At 59.5% G+C, this 24,582-nt stretch carries 25 protein-coding genes; 11 read left to right on the forward strand and 14 right to left on the reverse strand.

All coding sequences use genetic code 11. The features are described from left to right. Nucleotides 1–18: 18 nt before the first annotated feature. From ACIP66_RS07085 to dapA, 3 genes are read right to left on the reverse strand one after another with little or no spacing between them, the layout of a single operon-like run. Nucleotides 19–780, reverse strand: a complete 762-nt coding sequence (locus ACIP66_RS07085) for an MBL fold metallo-hydrolase (protein WP_400646601.1) — start codon at nucleotides 778–780, stop codon at nucleotides 19–21. A 6-nt stretch (nucleotides 781–786) separates the two neighbouring features. Continuing rightward, the gene (bamC, locus tag ACIP66_RS07090) at nucleotides 787–1,902 is read right to left on the reverse strand and encodes an outer membrane protein assembly factor BamC (protein ID WP_053118076.1); all 1,116 of its coding nucleotides are present in this window, start codon (nucleotides 1,900–1,902) and stop codon (nucleotides 787–789) included. A 17-nt stretch (nucleotides 1,903–1,919) separates the two neighbouring features. Further along, nucleotides 1,920–2,798, reverse strand: coding sequence for a 4-hydroxy-tetrahydrodipicolinate synthase (gene dapA, locus ACIP66_RS07095; RefSeq protein WP_007911392.1), 879 nt, complete (start codon nucleotides 2,796–2,798; stop codon nucleotides 1,920–1,922). 328 nt (nucleotides 2,799–3,126) lie between these two features. On the opposite strand from dapA, the gene ACIP66_RS07100 reads away from it, so the two are divergent. Both ACIP66_RS07100 and ACIP66_RS07105 read left to right on the forward strand, forming a co-directional pair. After that, the gene (locus ACIP66_RS07100) at nucleotides 3,127–3,687 is read left to right on the forward strand and encodes a glycine cleavage system protein R (RefSeq protein WP_053118073.1); all 561 of its coding nucleotides are present in this window, start codon (nucleotides 3,127–3,129) and stop codon (nucleotides 3,685–3,687) included. Nucleotides 3,688–3,697: 10 nt separating this feature from the next. Then, nucleotides 3,698–4,171 carry a peroxiredoxin gene (locus ACIP66_RS07105; protein WP_159814175.1) on the forward strand — a complete coding sequence of 158 codons (474 nt, stop codon included), beginning with the start codon at nucleotides 3,698–3,700 and terminating at the stop codon, nucleotides 4,169–4,171. Nucleotides 4,172–4,279: 108 nt separating this feature from the next. Here the strand turns inward: ACIP66_RS07105 and ACIP66_RS07110 are convergent, their stop codons facing one another. After that, nucleotides 4,280–5,350: an AI-2E family transporter gene (locus tag ACIP66_RS07110; protein WP_282356012.1), complete on the reverse strand. Its 1,071-nt coding sequence runs from the start codon at nucleotides 5,348–5,350 to the stop codon at nucleotides 4,280–4,282. Nucleotides 5,351–5,383: 33 nt separating this feature from the next. Further along, entirely contained in the window at nucleotides 5,384–5,623 is a 240-nt protein-coding gene (locus tag ACIP66_RS07115) for a sulfurtransferase TusA family protein (RefSeq protein ID WP_400646607.1), read from the reverse strand. 98 nt (nucleotides 5,624–5,721) lie between these two features. Here ACIP66_RS07115 and ACIP66_RS07120 point away from each other — a divergent pair, with 98 nt between their 5' ends. Next, on the forward strand, nucleotides 5,722–7,155 hold the full coding sequence (locus ACIP66_RS07120) for a M48 family metalloprotease (protein WP_053118065.1): 1,434 nt from the start codon (nucleotides 5,722–5,724) through the stop codon (nucleotides 7,153–7,155). A gap of 81 nt (nucleotides 7,156–7,236) precedes the next feature. On the opposite strand, the gene ACIP66_RS07125 is transcribed toward ACIP66_RS07120, so the two are convergent. From ACIP66_RS07125 to rpoE, 4 genes are all read right to left on the reverse strand, one after another. After that, nucleotides 7,237–8,670: a DegQ family serine endoprotease gene (locus ACIP66_RS07125; protein ID WP_400646610.1), complete on the reverse strand. Its 1,434-nt coding sequence runs from the start codon at nucleotides 8,668–8,670 to the stop codon at nucleotides 7,237–7,239. A gap of 209 nt (nucleotides 8,671–8,879) precedes the next feature. Then, complete coding sequence (locus ACIP66_RS07130) at nucleotides 8,880–9,842, reverse strand: MucB/RseB C-terminal domain-containing protein (RefSeq protein WP_053118061.1); 963 nt, start codon at nucleotides 9,840–9,842, stop codon at nucleotides 8,880–8,882. A gap of 8 nt (nucleotides 9,843–9,850) precedes the next feature. Beyond that, nucleotides 9,851–10,438: a sigma-E factor negative regulatory protein gene (locus tag ACIP66_RS07135; protein ID WP_053118059.1), complete on the reverse strand. Its 588-nt coding sequence runs from the start codon at nucleotides 10,436–10,438 to the stop codon at nucleotides 9,851–9,853. Nucleotides 10,439–10,468: 30 nt separating this feature from the next. After that, nucleotides 10,469–11,050 (reverse strand): RNA polymerase sigma factor RpoE, encoded by a 582-nt coding sequence (gene rpoE, locus ACIP66_RS07140; RefSeq protein ID WP_003172477.1) that lies wholly within the window; start codon nucleotides 11,048–11,050, stop codon nucleotides 10,469–10,471. A 558-nt stretch (nucleotides 11,051–11,608) separates the two neighbouring features. Between rpoE and nadB the strand changes: the two genes are divergently transcribed. Then, on the forward strand, nucleotides 11,609–13,225 hold the full coding sequence (gene nadB / locus ACIP66_RS07145) for an L-aspartate oxidase (protein WP_159814179.1): 1,617 nt from the start codon (nucleotides 11,609–11,611) through the stop codon (nucleotides 13,223–13,225). Here nadB and ACIP66_RS07150 read toward each other — a convergent pair. Both ACIP66_RS07150 and ACIP66_RS07155 read right to left on the reverse strand, forming a co-directional pair. After that, nucleotides 13,194–13,646, reverse strand: a complete 453-nt coding sequence (locus tag ACIP66_RS07150) for a protein YgfX (protein WP_400646617.1) — start codon at nucleotides 13,644–13,646, stop codon at nucleotides 13,194–13,196. The genes nadB and ACIP66_RS07150 overlap by 32 nt on opposite strands. Continuing rightward, complete coding sequence (locus ACIP66_RS07155; RefSeq protein WP_053118052.1) at nucleotides 13,630–13,884, reverse strand: succinate dehydrogenase assembly factor 2; 255 nt, start codon at nucleotides 13,882–13,884, stop codon at nucleotides 13,630–13,632. The genes ACIP66_RS07150 and ACIP66_RS07155 overlap by 17 nt, the downstream gene beginning before the upstream one ends. Before the next feature lie 150 nt (nucleotides 13,885–14,034). Between ACIP66_RS07155 and ACIP66_RS07160 the strand changes: the two genes are divergently transcribed. Together ACIP66_RS07160 and ACIP66_RS07165 are read left to right on the forward strand one after the other, a co-directional pair. Continuing rightward, nucleotides 14,035–14,976, forward strand: a complete 942-nt coding sequence (locus ACIP66_RS07160) for a YgfZ/GcvT domain-containing protein (RefSeq protein ID WP_400646620.1) — start codon at nucleotides 14,035–14,037, stop codon at nucleotides 14,974–14,976. A 34-nt stretch (nucleotides 14,977–15,010) separates the two neighbouring features. After that, nucleotides 15,011–15,832 (forward strand): HDOD domain-containing protein, encoded by an 822-nt coding sequence (locus tag ACIP66_RS07165; protein WP_212545216.1) that lies wholly within the window; start codon nucleotides 15,011–15,013, stop codon nucleotides 15,830–15,832. Between the two features lie 106 nt (nucleotides 15,833–15,938). On the opposite strand, the gene ACIP66_RS07170 is transcribed toward ACIP66_RS07165, so the two are convergent. Together ACIP66_RS07170 and ACIP66_RS07175 are read right to left on the reverse strand one after the other, a co-directional pair. Continuing rightward, nucleotides 15,939–17,324, reverse strand: a complete 1,386-nt coding sequence (locus ACIP66_RS07170; protein WP_282355984.1) for a sensor histidine kinase — start codon at nucleotides 17,322–17,324, stop codon at nucleotides 15,939–15,941. Next, a complete protein-coding gene (locus tag ACIP66_RS07175) occupies nucleotides 17,317–17,988 on the reverse strand; it encodes a response regulator (protein WP_008083565.1) in 672 nt (223 codons plus the stop codon). The genes ACIP66_RS07170 and ACIP66_RS07175 overlap by 8 nt, the downstream gene beginning before the upstream one ends. A gap of 236 nt (nucleotides 17,989–18,224) precedes the next feature. Here ACIP66_RS07175 and ACIP66_RS07180 point away from each other — a divergent pair, with 236 nt between their 5' ends. From ACIP66_RS07180 to ACIP66_RS07200, 5 genes are all read left to right on the forward strand, one after another. Beyond that, nucleotides 18,225–19,517 (forward strand): OprD family porin, encoded by a 1,293-nt coding sequence (locus ACIP66_RS07180; protein ID WP_400646625.1) that lies wholly within the window; start codon nucleotides 18,225–18,227, stop codon nucleotides 19,515–19,517. A 112-nt stretch (nucleotides 19,518–19,629) separates the two neighbouring features. Beyond that, nucleotides 19,630–20,607: a tripartite tricarboxylate transporter substrate binding protein gene (locus ACIP66_RS07185; RefSeq protein WP_159814190.1), complete on the forward strand. Its 978-nt coding sequence runs from the start codon at nucleotides 19,630–19,632 to the stop codon at nucleotides 20,605–20,607. 56 nt (nucleotides 20,608–20,663) lie between these two features. Further along, the gene (locus ACIP66_RS07190; protein ID WP_053118040.1) at nucleotides 20,664–21,122 is read left to right on the forward strand and encodes a tripartite tricarboxylate transporter TctB family protein; all 459 of its coding nucleotides are present in this window, start codon (nucleotides 20,664–20,666) and stop codon (nucleotides 21,120–21,122) included. A 1-nt stretch (nucleotide 21,123) separates the two neighbouring features. Continuing rightward, entirely contained in the window at nucleotides 21,124–22,638 is a 1,515-nt protein-coding gene (locus ACIP66_RS07195; RefSeq protein ID WP_400646629.1) for a tripartite tricarboxylate transporter permease, read from the forward strand. Further along, nucleotides 22,631–23,665 (forward strand): AbrB family transcriptional regulator, encoded by a 1,035-nt coding sequence (locus tag ACIP66_RS07200; RefSeq protein ID WP_400646632.1) that lies wholly within the window; start codon nucleotides 22,631–22,633, stop codon nucleotides 23,663–23,665. Before ACIP66_RS07195 ends, ACIP66_RS07200 begins: the two co-directional genes overlap by 8 nt. 145 nt (nucleotides 23,666–23,810) lie before the next feature. Here the strand turns inward: ACIP66_RS07200 and ung are convergent, their stop codons facing one another. After that, entirely contained in the window at nucleotides 23,811–24,506 is a 696-nt protein-coding gene (gene ung / locus ACIP66_RS07205; protein ID WP_053118204.1) for a uracil-DNA glycosylase, read from the reverse strand. Nucleotides 24,507–24,582: the final 76 nt, after the last annotated feature.

Here is a 24,582-nt window from a genome sequence, read left to right on the forward strand (position 1 = left end):
GCATGCTAAGGAGGTGGGCTAGGCGAGGTGGCGCCAGTCGAGCCCTGAATCTTGATCGGCCAGTTGCAGCCAGTCCGGGTCGCACCCGAGGGTGTCGACAAAACATTGCCGGGCCAGCTGCGGCATGTTGTTCTTGCTGCTCAGATGAGCCAGGACAAGGTGTTGCAAGCCCTGCCAGCCCAACTCGGACACCAGGAAAGCCGCCTGATGGTTGTTCAAATGTCCCAGCTCGCCGCCCACCCGCTGCTTGAGAAAGTACGGGTAGTGCCCACGGGCCAGCATGTCACGACAATGGTTGGACTCGATCATCAACGCATCGAGATCCCGATAACCGTCCAGCACCCGCTCGCAGTAAGAACCCAGATCGGTCAGCAGGCCGAAGCGCCGCTGCTCTTGATCACTGAAGACATACTGGGTCGGTTCCTGCGCATCGTGGGCCACGGCAATGACCCCGATGTTCAGTGCACCGATCTGCAGTTGCTCGCCGCCGGCCAGCAAGCCTGCGGGTTCAATCGGTTTGCGCATCCCGCGCAGTGTGCCGCGACTGAGGTAGACCGGCAGATTGTAGCGCCGAGACAGTAAACCCACGCCATGCACGTGGTCGGCATGTTCGTGGGTTACGAGTATCGCGCTCAGTTGCGCCGGGTTCACACCCAGGCGCAACAGGCGTTTTTCGGTTTCCCGCAGGGAAAAACCACAATCCACCAGCACATACGTATCAGCACTGGCGATCAGCGTGCCGTTCCCTTGGCTACCGCTGCCGAGAACGGCAAAACGCATGGTTGATCAGCCCAGGTTGTCCTGAATCACGCTCAGCACTTTACGCGCCACTTCAGCCGGCGCGACGGTGTTGATGTTTTTCTCGACGGTGACCTGAATGTTCTCGCCAACCTTGCTCAGGCGAACCTGATAACGCTCGGCACGGGATTCAACTTCTTCCTTGGTCGGCGCACTGCCGAACAGGCTGCTGAAGAAACCAGGCTTGTCGTCTTTCTTCTCGGCTTTTTCGGCCAGGTTGATGTAGTACAGACCGAGGCTGCGGTTGATGTCTTCAACGCGCCATTCGCCTTGTTCCAGTGCACGGCCAACGCTCGACCAGGCACGATCCAGATCAGTACCGACGTTCAACACCGGGTTGCCGCTGCCGTCTTCGCTGAGGCTGACACGGCTCGGCGTATCGAAATCACGCGAAGCGAGCATCGACACCGAACCGCCCTTCTCGGAGATCCGGCTCATGCTTGCGAGCATGTCGTCGACCAGCGCAGCGTCCAGGCCAGTATTGACCGAGCGGTTGGTGAAATCGACATCGGCGGTGCTGCCGGCAGGACGCTCGGCGCTGACCACGTAGATTTCACTGGTGTTGCGCTGCACGCCTGGCTCGATGCGCACACGGACGCGGGTTTCGCTGTCAGTGGCGACGCCGGCCGCGCTCAGGCGCTTGGCCATCGACGCGGACAGCTCATCGGAATGCTGCCAGGTGGTGGTGAATTCGCCGGTTTGCGGACGCTGTTCATCCAGACGGAAACCGTTGTCCTGGAAGAATTGCACCGCCACTGGCCAGACTTCGGCCGGTGGATGCTGGGCCATGACCCAACGCGAATCGCCGCTCTTCTGCAGCGAGTAGTCGGTGGCATCGGCGATGGCCGACAGTGGCTGAGGACGTGGAACCACGTATTCGCCCTTGGCGGTGTCATCAGCGACGTTGCGCGGGATCGGCAGCAGCGGATCCAGACGCTTGGAGGTGCTGACATCCGGTGGCAGTTGCATCGGTGCAGTCTGTTGCGCTTCCAGGTAATCGCTACCACGGTCACGGAAATAACCTTCCGGGCCCCAGACCCATCCGCAGCCACTGGTGCTGGAGATAATCAAGGCAAGTGCGGAAAGTCCGGCCATTCGCTTCATGCGTTGTACTTCCTCAATTAAACCAGGACGCTGCACTGGCGCAGGGCCGAGCGCAGCGTTTCATGACAAGGTGTGCTCAGCCAGGTCAGCGGCAAGCGGATGCCTTCGTGCATCAGGCCCATTTCAACCAAAGCCCACTTCACCGGAATCGGGTTGGCTTCGATGAACAGGTCTTTGTGCAGCGGCATCAGTTTTTCGTTGATGGCCCGTGCGGTGTCGGCGTCGCCTTTCAGCGCGGCCTCACACAGATCGGCCATTTCGCGCGGTGCGACGTTGGCGGTCACGGAGATATTGCCTTTACCACCCAGCAGGATCAGTTCAACGGCGGTTGGATCATCGCCGGACAGCACGATGAAATCTTTGCTCACACCATCGATGATCGCTTTGGCGCGTTTCAGATCGCCGGTGGCTTCCTTGATACCGATGATGTTCGGCACGGTGGACAGGCGAATCACGGTCTCGGCCTGCATGTCGCACGACGTGCGGCCCGGAACGTTGTAGAGAATCTGTGGAATGTCGACCGATTCAGCAATGTGTTTGAAGTGCTGGTACAAGCCTTCCTGAGTCGGCTTGTTGTAGTACGGAACGACCAGCAGGCAGGCATCGGCACCGGCTTCTTTGGCGTTGCGGGTCAGCTCGACGGCTTCGCGGGTCGAGTTGGCGCCAGTGCCGGCGATGACCGGGATGCGCCCGGCAACCTGTTTGACCACGGCTTTGATGACGGCGATGTGTTCTTCTACATCAAGGGTTGCCGACTCGCCGGTAGTACCGACCGCGACAATGGCATGGGTGCCGTTCTTGAGATGGAAGTCCACGAGTTTGCTGAGGCTGTCCCAGTCAAGACGCCCTTGTGCATCCATGGGAGTGACCAGTGCCACCATACTGCCCGCAATCATGAAACCGCTCCTGCCGGAAAAAGAGAGCGGTAATGGTACTGGCGCCAAGATGCTTGCACAAGCGAAGTACTGCGCTGCCGCCATTCCCCTTGGCCGCGCTTTTCGCTACCCTTCAGACTTTGATCGGTACCGATCAGCTTGTACGCCGGGTTTCAGCCTCCCTTTTCGGCCTCCCAGACCCCGTTCCTGCGTCGCATCGACGCGCTCCCGCTATAGTGGAGCGAGCCGCGAGCGCTTGCCGGGTCTATTGCATGGACAGCCAGAACAGGCGCGCCCCGGCCACCAGCGTCCGTCACCTACCGACCGCTCATCGCTTTAGGAATGCTGCATGTCCACCCCCACAGTTCGCGAACAATTCCTTGTCATCAGTGCCCTCGGCGCCAACCCCATGGAGCTGACTAACGTCCTGTGCCGCGCCAGCCATGAAAATCGCTGCGCCGTGGTCACCTCCCGTCTGACTCGCCACGGCGAGTGCAGCGCGTTGATCCTCGAGATCACCGGCAGTTGGGACGCCCTCGCCCGCCTCGAAGGCAGTCTGCCGAGTCTGGCGAAGAAACACGCTTTCACCGCCAACGTGGTGCGCAGCGCGCCGCTGGAAAATCGTCCACAAGCCCTGCCGTACGTGGCTTATGTGAGTTCGGCGTATCGCCCGGACATCATCAACGAGCTGTGCCAGTTCTTCATGGATCACAACGTCGAGCTGGAAAACCTGACCTGCGACACCTATCAGGCGCCACAGACCGGCGGCACCATGCTCAACGCCACGTTCACCGTGACCCTGCCGGCCGGCACCCAGATCAGTTGGCTGCGCGACCAGTTCCTCGATTTCTCCGACGCAATGAATCTCGACGCACTGATCGAGCCTTGGCGCCCACAGAACCCAATGTAAGGAAGCTTTCATGGCCGTTGTCATCGACCAACCGGTTGCCGATTTCGAAGCACCTGCCACCAGCGGGCAGACCGTCAAGTTGTCTGCCCTCAAGGGCAAGCAAGTGGTGATCTACTTCTATCCGAAGGACAGCACCCCGGGCTGCACCACTCAAGGTCAGGGCTTTCGTGATCAACATGAAGCGTTCAAGGCTGCCAACACCGAAGTCTTCGGCATTTCGCGCGACAGCCTGAAGTCCCACGAGAACTTCAAGGGCAAGCAGGAATTTCCCTTCGAGTTGATCAGCGACAAGGACGAGGCGGTTTGCCAGTTGTTCGACGTGATCAAGTTGAAGAAGCTGTACGGCAAGGAATACCTGGGCGTTGATCGCAGCACCTTCCTGATTGATAAGGACGGTGTGCTGCGTCAGGAATGGCGCGGTGTGAAAGTGCCGGGGCATGTGGATGCTGTTCTGGCTGCTGCTCAGGAACTGAACAAGGCCTAAGATCAAAAGATCGCAGCCTGCGGCAGCTCCTACAGGAGTCGTGCCATCGCGAAATATGCGATCGGGAATCGAATCTGTAGGAGCTGCCGAAGGCTGCGATCTTTTGCTTTAAAGCAACGGCGCCACTTCCGGCTCCTTGCGCGGCCAGGCATCCAACACTGCCTTGAACAGCGTCGCCAGCGGAATCGCAAAAAACACCCCCCAAAATCCCCACAATCCGCCAAACAACAGCACCGCGCAAATAATCGCCACCGGATGCAAGTTGACCGCCTCGGAAAACAGCAACGGCACCAGCACGTTGCCATCCAGCGTCTGGATGATCCCGTACACCGCCATCAAATAGATGAACTGATCGCTCCAGCCCCACTGGAACAACGCAATCAACAGCACCGGCACCGTGACCACCACTGCACCCACATACGGCACCACAACCGAAATCCCGACCAGCAACGCCAGCAGCGCCGCGTAATTGAGCCCGAGCGCGACGAAAGCGATGTAGGTCACGCCGCCACAAATCACGATCTCGATGACCTTGCCGCGAATGTAATTGGCGATTTGCCGGTTCATTTCTTGCGCGACCCGCGTAATCAACGCGCGCTCACGCGGCAGATAACCGCGCACCCACTCGCCGATCATGGCCCGGTCTTTAAGGAAGAAGAACACCAGAATCGGCACCAACACCAGATAGATCATGATGTTCACCAGCAGCGGCAGACTCGACAGCGAGAACGTCAGCGCCCACTGACCGAACTTGCCGATCTCGCCGCGCGCCGCTTCGATGGCTTGCAGTACTTGCTCGTCGGAGACCAGATGCGGATAGCGCTCCGGCAGCAACAGCAGCAGCGACTGCCACTTGGCAAGCATGCCCGGTAGTTCGTTGAACAGCGTGATCAACTGATGCCAGAGCAGCGGCATGACCACGACAATAAACAGCATCAACACGCCCATAAACAGCGCAAACACCAATCCCACGGCTACGCCGCCCGGCACGCGCAGGCGTTCGAGCGTGACCACCAGCCCCTGCATCAGATACGCCAGTACCATCCCCGCCAGCACCGGCGCGAGCATGCCGCCGAGGGTGAGCACGGCGGTGAAGGCAAGAATCAGCAACACTGCCAGCACCACGGCTTCTTCGTCGGAGAAGTAGCGCTGAATCCAGTCGCGTAACACTTTGAACATCAATAATCCTTAGGTTGTTTTACGCTGTCGGCTTCAGGCTTTTTTCAACCAGTAACGGTAAACGCCCGCGTCGTCTTCTTCGAGCAGCAGCGTATGACCGGCCAATTTGGCAAAGGTGCGGAAGTCGCGGTGCGAGCCGGCGTCGGTGGCGATCACCTTGAGCACCGCACCGCTTTGCATTTTATTCAATTCCATTTTCGCCTTGAGCAACGGCAACGGACAATTCAGGCCACTGGCGTCCAGTTCCACGTCATGGGCTACAGCGTCAGTCATTGCGTCACTCCGATCGAGATAGTCGAGCTGCCTAGAATATCTGGTCGCAGGCCCGGTGTCCGGCTACAGTAAGGTCTTTGTCTTCTAAGGCTTTGTGCATGACTTTTCTGCGCCCTACCCTGCTGACGCTCGCTTGCCTGCTCGCCTCACCAGGCTTTGCCGACGATCTGCCGTCACTCGGCGACGCCAGTTCTGCCATCGTCTCACCGCAACAGGAATACCAGCTTGGCCGCGCGTGGCTGGCAATGCTGCGCAGCCAGGTCTCGCAGCTCAACGATCCGCAACTCAAGGACTACGTCGAGTCCAGCGTGTACAAACTGGTCGAGACCAGCCAGGTCACTGACCGACGCCTCGAATTCATTCTGATCAACAGCCCGCAGCTCAACGCCTTCGCGGCGCCGGGTGGCGTGGTCGGGGTCAACGGTGGTTTGTTCCTCAATGCCCAGACCGAGGGCGAATACGCTTCGGTACTCGCGCACGAATTGGCTCACTTGTCGCAACGCCACTTCGCTCGCGGCGTCGAAGCCTCGCAGCGTATGCAAGTGCCGATGATGGCCGCGCTGCTGGCCGGTATCGTCATTGCGGCGGCCGGTGGCGGTGATGCCGGCATCGCCGCGATTGCCGGCACCCAGGCAGCGGCGATTCAATCGCAACGCACGTTCTCGCGGCAGAACGAACAGGAAGCCGACCGCATCGGCATCCTCAATCTGGAAAAGGCCGGTTACGACCCACGCTCGATGCCGACGATGTTCGAACGCTTGATGCGTCAGTACCGTTTCGACGCCAAGCCACCCGAATTTCTGCTGACTCACCCGGTGACAGAATCGCGTATCGCCGACACCCGCAACCGCGCCGAACAGGCGAAACCGGGCGGCATCGAAGACACCATGCGCTATCAGCTGATTCGTGCACGCGTGCAGTTGATCTACGAAGAAACCCCGGGCCTTGGCGCCAAGCGTTTCCGCGCGCAGCTGGATGAAAACCCGAAAAACGATGTGGCGCGCTACGGTCTGGCCATCGCGCAGATCAAGGGTGGACAGTTGAATGAGGCTCGCGAGAACCTGAAACAACTGCTGGCCAAATCGCCGAACGAGATCATCTACAACCTCGCGCAGGTCGATCTGGACATCACCAACAATCGCCTGCCTGACGCACAGTCGCGTGTCGACCGCATGCTCACGCAGTATCCGGGCAACTATCCGCTGAATCAGGTTCGCGTAGATTTACTGTTGAAGCAGAATCGCTCTGCCGATGCCGAGAAAGCACTGGAAGGTCTGTTGAAGTCGCGCCCGAACGATCCGGACGTCTGGTACCAAGTTGCCGAGACCCGTGGTTTGTCGGGCAACATTATCGGTTTGCATCAGGCTCGCGCCGAATACTTCGCGCTGGTTGGCGATTACCGTCAGGCGATTCAGCAGCTCGACTTTGCCAAGCGCAAGGCGGGTAACAACTTCCCGTTGTCGTCACGTATCGATGCCCGTCAGCGCGAGCTGATGGAGCAGGAACGCATGATCAAGGACATGATGGGCTGAGTTTTATCCAGCAACACAAAATCTTCTGACACAAAAAAACCGCCTCTTTCGAGGCGGTTTGTTTTTTACCTTGCCGCTGGTTTATTCAGCCAGTTTGAAGGTGATGAAGCTCGCACGACCCTGACGCAGAACGCGCATCGACACCGAACGATTCTTCGGCAGCGCTTTGGCGATCTCGCCGAACTCCTTGGTGGAGCCGATGGCCTGGTTGTTCAGGTGCGTGATGACGTCACCCGGTTGCAGACCGATCAGGGCAGCTGGGCCGTCCTGCACTTCCTTGATCACCACACCACCTTTGAGGTCGTAGGTTTTCTTCTGCTCGGCGGTCAGCTCGCCCACGGCAACACCGAGACGGTTGCTGGTGGTTTCAGCGCCAGACTTCGGCAGTGCATCCAGTTCTTTGTCTTCGTCCGGGATGGCGCCAACAGTCAGTTCGACGTTCTTGCGCTTGCCTTCACGAATCACTTCCAGATTGGCTCTGGCGCCAGCCTTCAGTGCGCCGACCAGGTGCGGCAGGTCAGCAGACATAACGATCGGCTGACCGTTCATGCTCAGAATCACGTCGCCGACTTGCAGGCCGCCCTTGGCTGCCGGGCCGTCATCCTGAATCTGTGCAACCAGCGCACCGGCCGGTTTTTCCAGACCGAACGACTCGGCCAGATCCTTGTTCACTTCCTGGATGACCACACCCAACCAGCCACGGCTGACTTTGCCGCCGCTCTTCAGCTGATTGGAAACGTCCATCGCCACGTCGATCGGGATGGCGAACGACACGCCCATGAAGCCACCTGAACGGGTGTAGATCTGCGAGTTGATGCCGACCACTTCACCGTTCAGGTTGAACAGCGGGCCACCGGAGTTGCCCGGGTTGATCGGCACGTCGGTCTGGATGAACGGCACGTAGTTTTCGTTCGGCAGGCTGCGGCCGACGGCGCTGACGATGCCTTGGGTCACGGTGTGGTCAAAGCCGAATGGCGAACCGATCGCGACAACCCACTGGCCGGCTTTCAGATCCTGGGATTTGCCGAGTTTAAGTACTGGCAGGTCTTTGCCTTCGATTTTCAGCAGGGCCACGTCGGAACGCGGGTCGGTGCCGATCAGCTTGGCTTTCATTTCGCTGCGATCAGCCAGACGCACAAGAATTTCGTCAGCATCAGCAATCACATGATTGTTGGTCAGGATGTAGCCATCCGGGGAAATGATGAAGCCTGAACCCAGCGACTGCGCTTCACGCTGACGACCACCACCGCCCGGCGAGCGCTGCTGAGGCGGCATGCCGCGCTCGAAGAACTCGCGCAGCATCGGCGGCAAGCCTTCCAGATCCGGCATCTGCTGGTTCACTTTGCGATCCGGCAGTTTCTGCGTGGTACTGATGTTCACCACGGCCGGCGACGCTTGTTCGACCAGTTGCGTGAAGTCCGGCAAGTCGGCCGCTTGCGCAGCAGGCACTGCCTGACCGAGCAACAGCACGGTGGCGAAAATGGACAGATAAGATTTCAAGCTAGGTATCGACATACAGCTCCCGTTACGACGAGCAGGTTTAAGCGATATGGAACAAGAATCACCGGCAACCACAGGCTGGCGCTTTTATTCCAGGAACAACAACAAGGCCAGAGCCGTGAGGCTCTGACCTATAAAAAATTTTCGGGGTATTTGCAAATGAAAATGCTCAGCAAACATTTCATCTCCGTCTCGACGAAGAAGTGGTAGTGACTGGAATCAGCTCACTGCTTGCTGGTGGCGGCACTGTCGTTTCGCATCGACAAGGCGATCCGTTCGGCGGTGCCGATTGGAATCTCGCCAACCACGGTCACCATCATTTCGCCTTCGGGTGTAGTCAGGCGACGGGAAACGGCAACGGTCGGGCCCAGTTGAGTCCGGGTGTCGGTGACGGTCGCGCCGTTCAACGGTTCAAGGAACACCGAAAAACGTGCCAGGCCATCGTCATACATCAGGCTGTTGACCTGTGTTTTGGTTTGCGGATCTTTGTGCGAGGTGCTGCTGGTCAGTTCGAAACCGGGCGGCAACCAGTCCGAACGCCAGACCTGGGCGGTCTTGACGGCGGAGGCCTTGTCGCTATCCAGCGTCACAGCCTTGCAACCGGCATCGGCTTGCAAGTCTTTGTCGGACGGGACTTCGTCGGTATCGAGACTGGTGAACTGGAAACGTTCGAGCAACTGACCCTTGTCATTCAACAGCAATGACTTGAGCGGCAGGCCCGTCTGCTTATCCAGATGCAATTCAAAACCGTAACGATGCTGATCGCGAGGCGTCAGTGAAACAATCACTGCATCGCGACCGGCCACGCGCGACTTGCCGATGACAGCAAGGTCATACCAGTTTTTCAGCTTTTTAGGATCCAGGGCACGAGCGGTCGAGTTGGGAGAATCCCCCAGCCCCGCGATCAGGGTGCCGCTGACGCATTGAGTGTGTCCATCAATGCGCACGACTTCCTGAGCCGAGCCGTCGAGCTGAAGCAAACGCTCGCGGACTTGACCGTTCTGGACGCGATGCCAGATGTTGTGGGTAGAAAAACTACCGTTACGCTCGTAAACAAAAGTACCGTGAAAGCTTTGCTGCTGCTCGGCCTGGCCCAGACGGGTCAACCAGTCCTGGGCCTCATCGGCATGGGCTGGAACAATGAACCAGCCACTGAGCAGAAGCGAAAGTAGAGGTATGGCGCGCATGATCCTCCTTAACGGTTTTCCAGGCTTGCGGCACGTGCGTATGGCAGCGCGCTTTCAGTACCTTTCAATGCAGCCTGCTGAGCGTGCTGACGCAGGTAACCTGGCAGACGCTGATCGTGCCAGCCTGGCTGACCTTGCAGTACGCCGTTGGCCATAGGGCCAGTGGCTTCCGAGCTCTCGCTGTAGCCTGCCAGAACAGCCGGGCCTTTCACCTGAGGGGTGGCCAGGGTTGTCTGGTTGCTTTGCTGAGCCAGTTCCACACCAGCGATTTCGTCCTGGTTATACAGGCGAACACCGGCCAGAACGGCAACAGTTACCGAGGCTGCAACAGCCAGACGGCCAAGGTTGCGCCATGGGCTGCGGGATACTTTGGCCGGAGCCGTTTCGTCTTCCAGCGCAGCAGACACTGCCGCAGCGATATCCAGACGTGGCAGCAGCAGATCCTTGTGCATGGCTGCCCGAGCGATCTGGTAACGAGCCCAGGTCTCACGGGTTTCGACGTCATCAAGTGCATTAATCACTCGACGCAATTCCAGTTCGTCCGCTTCGTTATCCATCACTGCGGACAGCGATTCCTGCAGGGCTTCACGACTCATGGCGTTCCTCTCTTGGCTATCGCCGCTGTCTCAGTTTTCCTGCAACAACGGCTGCAGGGCTTTATCGATGGCCTCCCGAGCGCGGAAAATCCGGGAGCGCACGGTACCCACCGGACACTGCATGACGCTCGCAATGTCCTCGTAACTCAGACCATCGAATTCACGTAAAGTTAACGCCGTACGCAAATCCTCTGGCAGTTGCTGGATGGTTCGATGGACGGTGCCTTCGATCTCATCCCGCAGCAACGCACGTTCTGGTGATTCGAGATCCTTGAGGCCGTGATCGCCGTCGTAGAACTCCGCATCCTCTGAACTTACATCGCTATCCGGCGGCCGACGACCGCGAGAAACCAGGTAGTTCTTTGCCGTGTTAATGGCAATACGGTACAGCCACGTATAAAACGCACTGTCGCCGCGAAAGTTTCCAAGTGCTCGATACGCCTTGATAAAGGCTTCCTGAGCCACGTCCTGGGCTTCATGGGTGTCGTGCACAAAACGCACGATCAACCCGAGAATCTTGTGCTGATATTTCAGCACCAACAGATCGAAAGCTCGCTTGTCGCCGCGTTGAACGCGCTCGACCAGCTGCTGATCCTCTTCCTGGGTTAGCATGAACACTCCTCGATAAGCCCGAAGGAGACTTGCATAACTAAACGACCAGACTTGCAAACATAGACTCGGGCTTTTCGCAAAAGTTCTCCCCCTCCAGGCAAGTTTCCTGCGGGCTCTGATTTGGCACGCACGAAAAACGCAGCACGGGATGAACCGGCTGCGCGAATAATCTTGTTATCGGTTTCGCCGGGCAGGAATCCAACCGCAGATTCCGCACTGAAGCCGACACGTCCCTTGTTTCTGGCACCGACTATTGATCTTGGGCCTTTGGCAAAAGTTCCAATTATTTATAGCCGTGCCTACCCGACATTGGGCAACCCTGGGCGGAAAAAGGCTGTTTCAGCGCCGATACAGTCGTCGTTTCCCAAAACCGGCGAAAAAAACTTCCGACGAAGCACCCGGTTTTTCCCGTCACAGTAGTTTCACAATGCCATATAGGCCCGGCTATTGTGCCGCCCCACCCCTCTATATACTAGTGGGCTGTGTGGCTGACTTGACTCGCCGATCCAGGCGAATCGCGCCACCCCCGACCCGGGTCGCTTTGAGCGGAATCCTGTAATGAGCCAACAATTCCAACATGATGTTCTGGTCATTGGCAGCGGCGCTGCCGGTTTGAGTCTCGCGCTGACCCTGCCGGGTCATTTGCGCATTGCCGTATTGAGCAAGGGCGATCTCGCCAACGGTTCGACCTTCTGGGCCCAAGGTGGTGTCGCCGCCGTGCTGGACGATACCGATACTGTCGAATCCCACGTCGACGACACCCTGAATGCTGGCGGTGGTCTGTGCCACGAAGACGCCGTGCGTTTTACCGTCGAGCACAGCCGTGAAGCCATTCAGTGGCTGATCGACCAAGGTGTGCCATTCACCCGCGACGAACAGTCCGGTACTGAAGACGGTGGATTTGAATTTCACCTGACCCGCGAAGGCGGCCACAGCCATCGACGCATCATTCATGCCGCCGATGCCACCGGCGCAGCCATCTTCAAAACCTTACTGGCCCAAGCCAAAGAGCGTTCGAACATCGAACTACTCGAACAGCGGGTTGCCGTTGATCTGATTACCGAACGCCGGTTGGGCATGGACGGCGATCGTTGCCTCGGCGCTTATGTGCTGAACCGCAAGACTGGCGAAGTCGACACCTACGGCGCACGATTCGTGATCCTCGCGTCGGGCGGCGCCGCCAAGGTCTACCTCTATACCAGCAACCCCGATGGCGCTTGCGGCGACGGCATCGCCATGGCCTGGCGTTCGGGCTGCCGCGTGGCGAATCTGGAATTCAACCAGTTTCACCCGACCTGCCTGTATCACCCGCAAGCGAAAAGCTTCCTTATTACCGAAGCCCTGCGCGGCGAGGGCGCCCATCTGAAGCTGCCCAACGGCGAACGCTTCATGTATCGCTTCGACAAACGCGCCGAACTGGCCCCGCGCGACATCGTCGCCCGCGCCATCGACCATGAAATGAAGCGTCTGGGCGTCGACTGCGTCTATCTCGACATCAGCCACAAACCCGAAGAATTCATCAAAAGCCACTTCCCGACTGTGTATGAGCGCTGCCTCGGTTTCGGCATCGACATCACTAAACAGCCCATCCCGGTCGTCCCCGCCGCGCATTACACCTGTGGCGGCGTAATGGTCGATCAGCAAGGTCGCACCGATGTGCCGGGTTTGTATGCGATCGGCGAAACCAGCTTCACCGGCCTGCACGGCGCCAACCGCATGGCCAGCAACTCGCTGCTGGAGTGCTTCGTCTATGCCCGTTCGGCGGCGGCGGACATTCTTGCGCAACTCGACGATATCGATGCGCCAAGCGCCCTGCCCGTCTGGGACGCCAGCCAGGTCACCGACTCCGACGAGGACGTGATCATCGCGCACAACTGGGATGAGCTGCGCCGATTCATGTGGGACTACGTCGGCATAGTGCGCACCAACAAGCGCCTGCAACGGGCGCAGCACCGCGTGCGTTTGCTGCTGGACGAGATCGACGAGTTCTACAGCAACTATAAAGTCAGCCGCGACCTGATCGAGCTGCGCAATCTGGCGCAAGTGGCGGAATTGATGATCAGCTCAGCCATGGAGCGCAAGGAAAGTCGCGGTCTGCATTACACCCTCGACTACCCGAACCTGCTGCCCGAAGCGCTCGACACTATTCTGATACCGCCCACCTACGCCGGCTGAACTTGAGCCGCACTCGCAGGCGTCGATGCACATCGGCGACCTGCGAGTCCCGTGGCACACAGATCGATCTGACCCGCCACTCGCCGCGCAAACGAAAGCGCAGCACCACGATCAATGGCAGCGCCAGACTGTCCGGGCGCAGCTGCACCACTTGCCAGCCATCCGCACGATTCCACAATTGCCAGCCATCGGCATCACGGCGCAATCCGCAGAATGCTGTTGGATGGCTGAGCAAAATCTGCCGTGGCAATACCCAAACGCCATGCAGCAGACAAGCAGAAGCCCCGAGCAGATGGGCCCAGAGTGGAATAGACAGAAGAAACAACGAACCCAAGGCGAACGCCTGGGCCAACAGATACGCCGCCAGCAACTGCCGTGAGGCATGCCAGCGGCATTCGAACGTATTACTTGGGCTGGACACGATCCAGGATCATGCGAACCATGCGCTGCAGTTCCGGATCTTCAGACTCGCTGCGCTCCATGAACCAGCCGAACATGTCCTGATCCTCGCACGTCAGCAGACGCACATACAGATCGCGATCCACCTGATTCAACGTCGCGTAGACCTCCTTCACGAACGGCACCAGCAACACGTCAAGCTCAAGCATGCCGCGACGGCTGTGCCAAAAGAGGCGATTCAGTTCAACTTGTTCGACCATGGGGCCCTCCTCAAATTTGGCGGCAAGTATACAGCCCCCAAGCGGGTCGCACAGTCGGCTTTGGTCGGGCACCACCGATCCTTTATCAACTACCCATTTCAACAACGCACCCTTATGATGTGCCCCAGACTTTTTACCCTGCGAAGACCCATGGCCGATTCTGCTTTTTTCTGCACCCTGTCTCATGAAGGCGTTCTCGCGGTTCGCGGCGCGGATGCCGGAAAATTCCTGCAAGGCCAGCTGACCTGCAACCTCAATTACCTCAGTGACACCAAGGCCAGCCTTGGCGCGCGCTGCACGCAGAAAGGCCGGATGCAGTCGAGTTTCCGCATTCTGCTCGAAGGTGACGGCGTGGTGCTGGCGATGGCCAGCGAGTTGCTCGAGCCGCAATTGGCCGATCTGAAAAAATACGCGGTGTTCTCCAAATCGAAACTGAACGACGAAAGCGCCGCCTGGGTGCGTTTTGGTCTGGCGCACGCTGACGCTGCCCTGAACAGCCTTGGTCTGGACTTGCCGGCAGAAACCGACAGCGTCGTGCGCAACGAAGGGTTGATCGCGATTCGCGTCTCACCGGATCGCGCGGAACTGTGGGTACCGGCCGATCAAGCCGATGCGATCAAATCCAGACTGTCCGCCGCACTGCCAGAAGCCGCATTGAATCAATGGCTGCTGGGCCAGATCCGCGCCGGCATCGGTCAGGTCATGCCGAGCACCCGTGAGCTGTTCATTCCGCAGATGCTCAATCTGCAAGCCGTCGGTGGCGTGAGCTTCAAGAAAGGCTGCTACACCGGCCAGGAAATCGTCGCCCGCATGCAGTACCTCGGCAAACTAAAACGTCGCCTGTATCGCTTGAGCCTAGACGCGAGCGAACTGCCAGAGCCGGGCACACAACTGTTCGCGCCGAGCCACAACAGCTCCATCGGTGAAGTGGTGCTGGCCGCCAACGCCGAGCAAAACATTGAACTCCTGGCGGTGCTGCAGGCCGAAGCTGCCGAAGCGGGCGATCTGCATCTGGGCAGCCTTGAAGGGCCTGCGTTGCAAGTGCTCGATTTGCCCTACGAACTGGATCGCGACCGCGAAATCCAGCGTTGATCGCAGCCTGGTTGCAACACCCTAGAGAGTCCAAATGAGCGAACTGGCGGAAAAGGTTCAACGGGATTTGGTTGAGGCCATCGATAACGATGACCTGGTTCTGCCAACGTTGCCGGAAGTGGCCCTGCAAATTCGCAAGGCTGCCGAAGATCCGGAAATCAGTGTCAGCGACCTGAGCAAAGTCATCGGTCGCGACACAGCGCTGTCGGCGCGCCTGATCAAAGTGGTCAACAGCCCGCTACTGCGCGCCGCGCAGGAAGTCACCGACCTGCACACCGCGATCACTCGGCTGGGCATCAACTACAGCAGCAACCTGGCGATCGGTCTGGTGATGGAGCAGATTTTCCACGCCCGCTCCGAAGTGGTCGAACAGAAGATGCGCGAAGTCTGGCGCAGCAGTCTGGAAATCGCCGGGGTCAGCTACGCGCTGTGCCGCCGTTACACCCAGCTCAAGCCGGATCAGGCAGCGCTGGGCGGGCTGGTGCATCAGATTGGTGTGCTGCCAATTCTGACGTATGCCGAAGATCACTACGAGTTGCTGTCGGATCCGGTCAGCCTCAACCATGTGATCGACCGCATTCATCCGTTGCTCGGTGACAAATTGCTGCGGGTCTGGGAGTTTCCGGAACGGCTGGTGGAATTGCCAGGGCGTTATCAGGATTTCAAACGCGATTCGACGCAGATTGATTATGTCGATCTGGTGCAGGTGGCGAATCTGCATTGCCGTAAAGGCACCGACCATCCGTTTGCGCGGATTGATCTGGCGAGTGTGCCTGCGTTCAGGAAGTTGGGGATTGATCCGGAGAACAGAGCGCTGTGCGTGGATCTGGAAGAATCGCGGTCGATGTTTTACTGATCTGAAACCTTGGTGAAGCCATCGCGAGCAGGCTCACTCCTACAGGAGACCGCATTCCAATGTAGGAGTGAGCCTGCTCGCGAAGAGGCCATCAAAGGCGTCGCAATCACCCGGCAACAAAACTCACCCGCACCTTCAACCCCGCCTCCTCGCCATCATGCAGACTGATCTGCGCCAGATGTGCCCGGCAAATCTCGCCGACAATCGCCAGTCCCAACCCTGACCCGGCCACCTGCTGATTACGCCGGTAAAACCGTTCAAACACGCGATCACGCTCTTCCAGCGGAATTCCCGGCCCGTCGTCTTCAACCTCGAGCACCGCCGGCGCCGTCACGCGCAGAATCACATTGCCGCCCGGTGGTGTGTGCGCCAGAGCGTTGTCCACCAGATTGCTCAGCAACTCATTGAGCAACGTCGGCTCACCGCGCAACCACACCGGCTCGTCCGCTTCCAATGCCAACGCAACACCGCGTTTGTGCGCCAGCGGCGCCATGGCCATGCCCAATTCACGGGCCAACTGGCTAAGGTCGAGTAACTGCGCGCCACCCTCGGCAATCGCCCGCGCACCGTTTTCAACACGGGCCAGCGACAGCAACTGGTTGGCCAGATGCGTCAGGCGATCGGTGCTTTGCGCTGAAGATTCCAACGTCGTGCGCCACGTCTCGGGCTCGTTCGAGCGCAGCCCCAACTCAAGCCTCGCCTTCAACGCGGCCAGCGGAGTGCGCAACTCATGCGCGGCATCGGCAATGAACTGCGCTTGGCGCTCGAACTGCACGCGCAACCGCTCGGTGAAATGGTTGAGCCCGCGCACCAGTGGCCACAACTCATGCTGCACTTCCACCAGCGGCAATGGCCGCAAATCATCGGGCTGACGCTCTTCCACCGCCGTGCGCAAACGCTCCAGCGGGCGCAACGCCGCACTGACGGCGAACCAGACGAGCAGCAACGCGCCAATCGCCAACATGCCCAGACGCAGCAACGTATCGGCGGCAAGACTGCGCGCCATGCTCACGCGCGCCTCGTCGGTTTCGGCGACACGGATTTCCGCCATGCCGTTCATGTTCGGTTCGGTAACGGCTTTCAGCAGGCTGACCACGCGAACGTTTTGGCCCTTGTAAGTGGCGTTGTAAAAACGTGCCAGCGCCGGATAACTGTCAGTTCGAGGCGTGCCCGGTGGCGGGCCTGGCAGATTTTCGTAACCGGAAATCAGCTTCTGATGGATGTCGTTGACCTGGTAATAGATACGCCCGGCGCTGTCGTAGGCGAAGGTATCGAGGGCCACGTAAGGCACATCGGCACTGAGGCTGCCATCGCGTTGCGACAACCCTGCGGCGATGGTGCGCGCCGAGGCCAGCAGCGTGCGGTCGTAGGCAGTGTCGGCGGCTTCGCGACCGTTCCAGTAAGCGCTCAATCCGCTGGCGAGCATCAACACCACCAGCAACAACGCGAGGTTCCACAGCAACCGCCAGCGCAGGCTGCTGGGCTTATGCATCACGGCTTTCCAGCAGATAGCCGAGGCCACGGAAGGTGACGATCGCTACGGGTTGACCATCCAGTTTTTTGCGCAAGCGATGCACGTAGATTTCGATGGCGTCGGGGCTGGCTTCTTCGTCGAGACCGAACACCTGCGCGGCCAGTTGCTCCTTGCTCATCACGCGGCCCGGGCGGGCGATCAACGCCTCAAGCACGGCTTGCTCGCGAGAGGTCAACGTCAGCAAATCTTCGCCAAGAGTGAAGCGTCGTGTGTCGAGATCATAGGCCAGCACACCGCAGCGCTGCTGGCGTTCGCCGCCGAGCACACTGCGGCGCAACAAGGCTTTAACCCGCGCCTCCAGCTCTGTCAGTTCGAACGGTTTGGCGAGGTAATCGTCGGCGCCGAGATTGAGACCGTGCACGCGATCTTTCACATCACTGCGCGCGGTCAGCATCAGCACCGGCAGGTTTTTGCCGCGTGCGCGCAACCGCGCCAGCACTTCAAAACCGTCCATGCGCGGCAGGCCGACATCGAGGATCGCCACGGCGTACTCCTCGCTGCTCAAGGCCAGATCAGCGGCCACGCCATCGTGCAACACGTCCACGGTCAGACCGGTGCTCTTGAGCGCCTGGGCAACACTTTCGGCCAGTTGCAGATGGTCTTCGACGAGCAGGACACGCATGGATTTTTACCTCGTTCAGGGATGGCCGACGCCACTCTTTGCCGCGGAGTTTACAGCCGCAACCGCCGCTGTGAAGCCCGAAAACCGTGAAAGTCAGCTGAAAGGTTAGTGAAAGGTTAGCCGGTTAGAGTCGGCGCACGGACAGTCCCGACTGCCGTCGCTGCTGCCACACAGCGATACGAAAAACGCCACGAAGCGTTTTCGACCAATAAGAACAATAAACGGAGTACACCCGCATGCCGTCCATGCAGCCTCAGGCATTCACGCCTGTTCGCCCTTCCCGTTTCAGCCACACCGCCCTCGCCAGTGCCGCCGCCTTTGCCGGTTTTTCGCCGCTGAGTTTTGCCGACTTCATTGAAGACAGCAGCGCCACCTTCGAAACCCGCAACATGTATTTCAACCGCGACTTCCGCGATGGCACCAGCGCCCAGCAATCCAAGCGTGACGAATGGGCCCAGGGTTTCATGCTCAATCTGCAATCGGGATACACCGATGGCACCGTCGGTTTTGGTGTCGACGCGCTGGGCATGCTCGGCGTCAAACTCGATTCCAGCCCGGATCGCACCGGCACCGGCCTGTTGCCGACCCACGATGACGGACGCGCGGCGGACGAATACTCCAAGCTCGGCCTGACCGGCAAAGTGAAAATCTCCGCCACCGAACTGAAAATCGGCAGCCTGATTCCTGAGCTAACGATCCTCAAACCGAACGACGGACGCATCCTGCCGCAGACCTTTGAAGGTGGTTTGCTGACCTCCAAAGAGATCAAAAACCTGACCTTCACCGGTGGCCGACTGGAGAAAGCCAAGGATCGCGACAGCACCGATTTCGAGGACATTGCCCTCAACAACAAGAACAGCCGTTTCGCCGGTACCGCTGCCGGCAAGCACTTCGACTTTGGCGGCGTCGATTACAAGTTCACCGACAAGATCACCGGCAGTTACCACTTCGCCCAACTCGACGAAGTCTACAACCAGCACTTCTTCGGCCTGGTCGCCTCGCGGCCGATGGGCCCGGGCACGTTTGGCACAGATCTGCGTTTCGCCGTCAGTGATGATCAGGGCGCGGCCCGTGGCGGCGAGATCGACAACCGCTCGCTCAACGGTCTGGTCAGCTATGCGCTGAGCGGGCACAAGTTCAGCGCCGGTTATCAACACATGTCCGGCGATAGCGCCTTCCCGTATGTCGATGGCAGCGATCCATACCTGGTCAACTTCGTGCAGATCAACGACTTCGCCGGCGCGGAAGAACGCTCCTGGCAGGCACGTTACGACTTCGACTTCGCCAAACTCGGCATCCCCGGCCTGACCTTCATGAGCCGCTACTTGAGCGGTGACAACATCAAGCTCAAGACCGGCGAGGAAGGCAAAGAGTGGGAGCGCAACACCGAGATCAAATATGTAGTACAAAGCGGCGCTTTGAAGGATGTCGCCGTGCGTTTGAGGAATGCCACTTACCGTTCCAATTACTCGGCTCGCGATGCGGATGAAGTGCGGTTGCTGGTGAGCTATAGCGTTGCTCTTTGGTAATTGATTGAAATGCCTTGGCGCTGTGATCGGAAGATCAAAAGATCAAAAGATCGCAGCCTTCGGCAGCTCCTACACAAAAAGCCCTTACAACAAGAAATCTGTGGAGAGACCAATGAATTTTTCACTGCGTAAAGTTGCTTTAGCGGCCGGCATGATGCTGGTGGCCGGGCAGTTGATGGCCGAACCGAAACGTCCGGAGTGTATCGCCCCGGCCTCGCCCGGCGGTGGTTTTGACCTGACCTGCAAACTGGTGCAGAGCGCACTGGTCAACCAGAAGCTGCTGAGCAAACCGATGCGCGTGACCTACATGCCTGGTGGCGTCGGCGCGGTGGCGTACAACGCGGTGGTCGCTCAGCGTCCGGCCGATGCCGGCACGCTGGTCGCGTGGTCGAGCGGTTCGTTGCTGAACCTGGCGCAAGGCAAGTTTGGTCGTTTCGATGAAACCAACGTGCGTTGGCTAGCAGCCGTCGGCACCAGCTACGGCGCCATCGCAGTGAAAAGCGATTCGCCCTACAAGACCCTCGACGATCTCGTTCAAGCGCTGAAGAAAGATCCAGGCTCGGTGGTGATCGGTTCCGGCGGCACCGTCGGCAGCCAGGACTGGATGCAAACCGCGCTGATCGCCAAGGCAGCCGGGATCAACCCGCGTGAGTTGCGTTACGTCGCCCTCGAAGGTGGTGGCGAAATCGCTACCGCCCTGCTCGGCGGCCACATCCAGGTCGGCAGTACCGACATCTCCGACTCCATGCCGCACATTCAAAGTGGCGACATGCGTTTGCTCGCGGTGTTCTCCGACAAGCGTCTCGACGAGCCGGAAATGAAAGACATCCCGACCGCTCGCGAACAAGGCTACGACATCGTCTGGCCAGTGGTGCGCGGTTTCTACCTGGGGCCAAAAGTCAGCGACGAAGACTACGCCTGGTGGAAAGACTCGTTCGACAAACTGCTGGCCTCCGACGAGTTCGCCAAGCTGCGCGATCAGCGTGAACTGTTCCCGTTCGCCATGACTGGCCCGGAGCTGGACACCTACGTGAAGAAGCAAGTTGCCGACTACAAAGTGCTGGCCAAAGAGTTCGGCCTGATCCAGTGATCGCCTCTGTCTAGCGGCTGCGTTCCCGATTGCGGGGACGCGGCACAGGAGCTCCCATGCTTATTCAACGCATTTTCGCCTCGGTGCTGTTGCTGGTCTGTGTCGGCCTGGCACTGATGGCATGGCCGTACCAAGCGGCTTTTTCCTACGAACCGGTCGGCCCGCGCGCCTTCCCGCTGCTGATGCTCGGCCTGATGGGCGCGGCACTGTTGTACATGGTGTTTCGCCCGGCACCGATCAAACACAGCGAGGACGAGCCGCCACTGGATCGCGAAACCCTGACCAAGATTGCTATCTGCGTCGCCCTGCTGCTGGTGTTCGCCGGTCTGTTCGAACCGCTGGGTTTCATCCTCAGCAGCATCCTCATCGGCATTCCGATGGCGCGCCTGTATGGCGGTCGCTGGATGCCGAGCATCGTAGTCACCACGCTGATGGCCATCGGTCTGTACCTGCTGTTCGACCGTGTGATGGACGTTCCGCTGCCCCTTGGCCTGCTCGACGTGCTGGAGAACTGATATGGATACCCTCGGTTATTTGGGCCAAGGCTTCGGCGTCGCGCTGAGCCCGTACAACTTGGTCACGGCCCTGACCGGCACGCTGATCGGCACCGTCGTTGGCTTGCTCCCGGGCCTCGGCCCGATCAACGGCGTGGCACTGCTGATCCCGATTGCCTTTGCTCTTGGTTTGCCGCCGGAATCGGCGCTGATTCTGTTGGCAGCGGTGTATCTGGGCTGCGAATACGGCGGCCGGATCAGCTCGATTTTGCTGAATATTCCGGGCGAAGCATCGACCGTGATGACCACCCTCGACGGTTACCCGATGGCCCGCAAAGGTCTGGCCGGTGTAGCGCTGTCGTTGTCGGCGTGGAGTTCGTTCATCGGTGCATTTATCGCCACTTGCGGCATGGTGCTGTTCGCCCCGCTGCTGGCGAAATGGGCGATAGCCTTCGGCCCGGCGGAATACTTCGTGTTGATGGTGTTTGCGATTGTCTGTCTCGGCGGCATGGCCGGTGATCGACCGTTGAAAACCTTCATTGCGGCGTTGATCGGCCTGTTCCTGTCGAGTGTCGGCATCGACGCCAACAGCGGCGTGTACCGCTTTACCGGCGACAACATTCACCTGACTGACGGCATTCAATTCGTCGTGCTGGTGCTGGGCCTGTTTTCGATCAGCGAGATTCTGTTGCTGCTGGAGAAAACCCATCGCGGTCAGGAAGCGGTGAAAGCCACCGGGCGCATGATGTTCAACTTCAAGGAAGCCTCGTCGGTGTTCGTGGTGAACATTCGCTGCGGCCTGCTTGGCTTCATCATGGGCGTGTTGCCGGGTGCTGGCGCGACGCTGGCCAGCGCCGTGGCGTACATGACCGAAAAACGCATCGCCGGTGCCAGCGGCAAATTCGGTCAGGGTGATGCCCGTGGCCTTGCCGCGCCGGAAACCGCCATCGGTGCTTCGGCCTGTGGCGCACTGGTGCCGATGCTGACACTGGGTGTGCCAGGTTCGGGCACCACAGCGGTGATGATCGGCGCGCTGTCGCTGTACAACATCACCCCGGGCCCGCTGCTGTTCCAGCAACAACCGGACATCGTCTGGGGCCTGATCGCTTCGTTGTTCATTGCCAACATCATGCTGGTGATCCTCAACATCCCGATGATCCGCATCTTTACCCGCATCCTCGCCGTGCCGAACTGGGCCCTGGTGCCGGTGATCGCGATCATCACCGGGATCGGCGTTTATGCGGTGCACGCCACCACGTTCGACCTGTTCCTGATGGTCGGCATCGGCATCTTCGGTTACATCCTGCGCAAGCTCGACTTCCCGTTGTCGCCGGTACTGCTGGGCTTCATCCTCGGCGGTCTGATGGAGCAGAACCTGCGTCGTGCGTTGTCGATCTCTAATGGCGCACTGGAGATCCTCTGGTCGAGCCCGATCACCTTCGGTGTCTGGGTGCTGACCGCGCTGATGCTGGCCTTCCCGCTGATCCGCATCTGGCGCAAACGTTCGGTCGCGCGTCGCGCCATTGCCGATGTTTGATCGCGCCTCACTGAAATCCTGGTGGGGAACCCCGCTGGTCGGTCTGCTCGGCGGTTACCTCGCCAGCCAGATCGGCTGGCCACTGCCATGGATGGTCGGCTCGTTGCTGGCGATCATCCTCGTGCGCTGCCTGACGCCGTGGCAACTCACCGAGATTCCTGGCGGCCGCAAGTGTGGCCAGTGGATCGTCGGGATTGGCATTGGCCTGCACTTCACCCCGGTGGTGATGGAGCAGGTGCTCAGTCATTTCGGCTTGATCTTCTTCGGTGCGCTGGTCACCAGTGTGTCGGCAGTGGTCGGCGTGTGGTTGATGCGCCGCACCGGTGAGGATCGCGCCACGGCGTTTTTCTCGAGTATGCCCGGCGGTTCCGGCGAGATGGTCAATCTCGGCGCGCGCAATGGCGCGATGCTTAGCCATGTGGCGGCGGGGCAAAGTTTGCGGGTGTTGGTGGTGGTGCTGTGCGTGCCGGCGGCGTTCAAGTATTTGCTCGGCGACGGCAACCCGATTTCTCACGCTGGCAGCGTCGATTGGCGCTGGCTGGCGATTCTGTTTCCGGCGGGCGGTTTGCTCGCGTGGCTCTGGCAGCGTTTGCGCCAACCCAATCCGTGGCTGTTCGGGCCGTTGCTGGTGAGTGCGGCGGTGAGCATTGGTTGGGATCTGCACATTGGTTTGCCGGATGGTGGCAGCCAGATTGGCCAGTGGTTGATTGGCAGCGGCTTGGGCTGTCACTTCAACCGGCAGTTCTTTCGGCGTGCGCCTTCATTCATGGGGCGGACGTTGATCGGCACGGCGCTGACCATGTTGATTGCGACACTGGCGGCACTGGGTTTGAGTGCGCTGACCCATCTGGATCTGCGCTCGCTGACGCTGGGCATGATGCCGGGCGGGATTGCCGAGATGAGTCTGACGGCGGAGACGCTGCAATTGTCAGTGCCGCTGGTGACGGCGATGCAGGTGATGCGGTTGTTGTTTGTGCTGTTTCTGGCGGAGCCGTTGTTCAAGTACTGGAATCGCAATCCCGAATAAAACCGAGTTGCCCCCATCGCGAGCAGGCTCACTCCTACATGATCGTTCCCACGCTCTGCGTGGGAATGCAGCCCGGGACGCTCCGCGTCCCAAGCGGACGCAGAGCGTCCATTGAGGCATTCCCACGCAGAGCGTGGGAACGAGATTACGCGACAGGCGGCAAGCGCCACTCAATCGGCGTTTCGCCATTCTGCTCAAGAAACTTGTTCGTCCGGCTAAAGTGCCCACACCCCAAAAACCCGCGATAAGCCGACAACGGCGACGGATGCACCGACGTCAGCACCAGGTGCTTGGTCGCGTCGATCAGCTTCTGCTTGCTCTGTGCATGCGCGCCCCAGAGCATGAACACCAGATGCGGTTGGCGCTCGCTGACCAGTTCAATGATCCGGTCAGTGAAAAACTGCCAACCCTTGTCCTTGTGCGCATTGGCGTTGGCGCGTTCGACGGTCATCGTCGTGTTGATCATCAACACGCCCTGATCGGCCCAGCTCTGCAGGTAGCCGTGAGTGGGAATGTCGATGTTCAGGTCGCGTTTCAACTCTTTATAGATGTTGACCAGCGACGGCGGCGCCGGCACGCCCGGTTGCACCGAGAAGCACAGGCCATGGGCCTGACCCGGGCCGTGATACGGATCCTGGCCGAGGATCACCACCTTCACTTTTTCCAGCGGCGTCGAGTTCAAGGCATTGAAAATCATCGGCCCCGGCGGGTAGATTTCCTTGCCGGCCGCCCGCTCCTGCTGCAGAAAATTGCGCAACTCTGTCATGTAGGGCTGGTCGAACTCAGCACGCAGTGCCTCCTTCCAGCTAGGTTCGAGTTTGATACGGTCGTCAGCAGTCATGGTCATACCGGGGCTAAACAAGTGGGGGACCCCTCGGACAGCCGACGCCGCGTGTCGATGCCGCGGCTGCTGATGC

It is taken from the genome of Pseudomonas sp. NPDC088429, assembly GCF_044753305.1.
Lineage (GTDB): Bacteria > Pseudomonadota > Gammaproteobacteria > Pseudomonadales > Pseudomonadaceae > Aquipseudomonas > Aquipseudomonas rustica.

What these genes read in the sequence shown, in the direction of transcription:
- nadB (WP_159814179.1), top strand. Translation starts at nt 11,609, where the DNA reads ATGAGCCAACAATTCCAACATGATGTTCTGGTCATTGGCAGCGGCGCT.
- dapA (WP_007911392.1), bottom strand. Translation starts at nt 2,798, where the DNA reads ATGATTGCGGGCAGTATGGTGGCACTGGTCACTCCCATGGATGCACAA.
- ACIP66_RS07105 (WP_159814175.1), top strand. Translation starts at nt 3,698, where the DNA reads ATGGCCGTTGTCATCGACCAACCGGTTGCCGATTTCGAAGCACCTGCC.
- ung (WP_053118204.1), bottom strand. Translation starts at nt 24,506, where the DNA reads ATGACTGCTGACGACCGTATCAAACTCGAACCTAGCTGGAAGGAGGCA.
- ACIP66_RS07160 (WP_400646620.1), top strand. Translation starts at nt 14,035, where the DNA reads ATGGCCGATTCTGCTTTTTTCTGCACCCTGTCTCATGAAGGCGTTCTC.
- ACIP66_RS07170 (WP_282355984.1), bottom strand. Translation starts at nt 17,324, where the DNA reads ATGCATAAGCCCAGCAGCCTGCGCTGGCGGTTGCTGTGGAACCTCGCG.
- ACIP66_RS07195 (WP_400646629.1), top strand. Translation starts at nt 21,124, where the DNA reads ATGGATACCCTCGGTTATTTGGGCCAAGGCTTCGGCGTCGCGCTGAGC.
- ACIP66_RS07185 (WP_159814190.1), top strand. Translation starts at nt 19,630, where the DNA reads ATGAATTTTTCACTGCGTAAAGTTGCTTTAGCGGCCGGCATGATGCTG.
- ACIP66_RS07125 (WP_400646610.1), bottom strand. Translation starts at nt 8,670, where the DNA reads ATGTCGATACCTAGCTTGAAATCTTATCTGTCCATTTTCGCCACCGTG.
- ACIP66_RS07085 (WP_400646601.1), bottom strand. Translation starts at nt 780, where the DNA reads ATGCGTTTTGCCGTTCTCGGCAGCGGTAGCCAAGGGAACGGCACGCTG.
- ACIP66_RS07190 (WP_053118040.1), top strand. Translation starts at nt 20,664, where the DNA reads ATGCTTATTCAACGCATTTTCGCCTCGGTGCTGTTGCTGGTCTGTGTC.
- ACIP66_RS07115 (WP_400646607.1), bottom strand. Translation starts at nt 5,623, where the DNA reads ATGACTGACGCTGTAGCCCATGACGTGGAACTGGACGCCAGTGGCCTG.
- ACIP66_RS07180 (WP_400646625.1), top strand. Translation starts at nt 18,225, where the DNA reads ATGCCGTCCATGCAGCCTCAGGCATTCACGCCTGTTCGCCCTTCCCGT.
- ACIP66_RS07110 (WP_282356012.1), bottom strand. Translation starts at nt 5,350, where the DNA reads ATGTTCAAAGTGTTACGCGACTGGATTCAGCGCTACTTCTCCGACGAA.
- ACIP66_RS07155 (WP_053118052.1), bottom strand. Translation starts at nt 13,884, where the DNA reads ATGGTCGAACAAGTTGAACTGAATCGCCTCTTTTGGCACAGCCGTCGC.
- ACIP66_RS07175 (WP_008083565.1), bottom strand. Translation starts at nt 17,988, where the DNA reads ATGCGTGTCCTGCTCGTCGAAGACCATCTGCAACTGGCCGAAAGTGTT.
- ACIP66_RS07200 (WP_400646632.1), top strand. Translation starts at nt 22,631, where the DNA reads ATGTTTGATCGCGCCTCACTGAAATCCTGGTGGGGAACCCCGCTGGTC.
- ACIP66_RS07135 (WP_053118059.1), bottom strand. Translation starts at nt 10,438, where the DNA reads ATGAGTCGTGAAGCCCTGCAGGAATCGCTGTCCGCAGTGATGGATAAC.
- ACIP66_RS07165 (WP_212545216.1), top strand. Translation starts at nt 15,011, where the DNA reads ATGAGCGAACTGGCGGAAAAGGTTCAACGGGATTTGGTTGAGGCCATC.
- bamC (WP_053118076.1), bottom strand. Translation starts at nt 1,902, where the DNA reads ATGAAGCGAATGGCCGGACTTTCCGCACTTGCCTTGATTATCTCCAGC.
- ACIP66_RS07120 (WP_053118065.1), top strand. Translation starts at nt 5,722, where the DNA reads ATGACTTTTCTGCGCCCTACCCTGCTGACGCTCGCTTGCCTGCTCGCC.
- ACIP66_RS07100 (WP_053118073.1), top strand. Translation starts at nt 3,127, where the DNA reads ATGTCCACCCCCACAGTTCGCGAACAATTCCTTGTCATCAGTGCCCTC.
- rpoE (WP_003172477.1), bottom strand. Translation starts at nt 11,050, where the DNA reads ATGCTAACCCAGGAAGAGGATCAGCAGCTGGTCGAGCGCGTTCAACGC.
- ACIP66_RS07130 (WP_053118061.1), bottom strand. Translation starts at nt 9,842, where the DNA reads ATGCGCGCCATACCTCTACTTTCGCTTCTGCTCAGTGGCTGGTTCATT.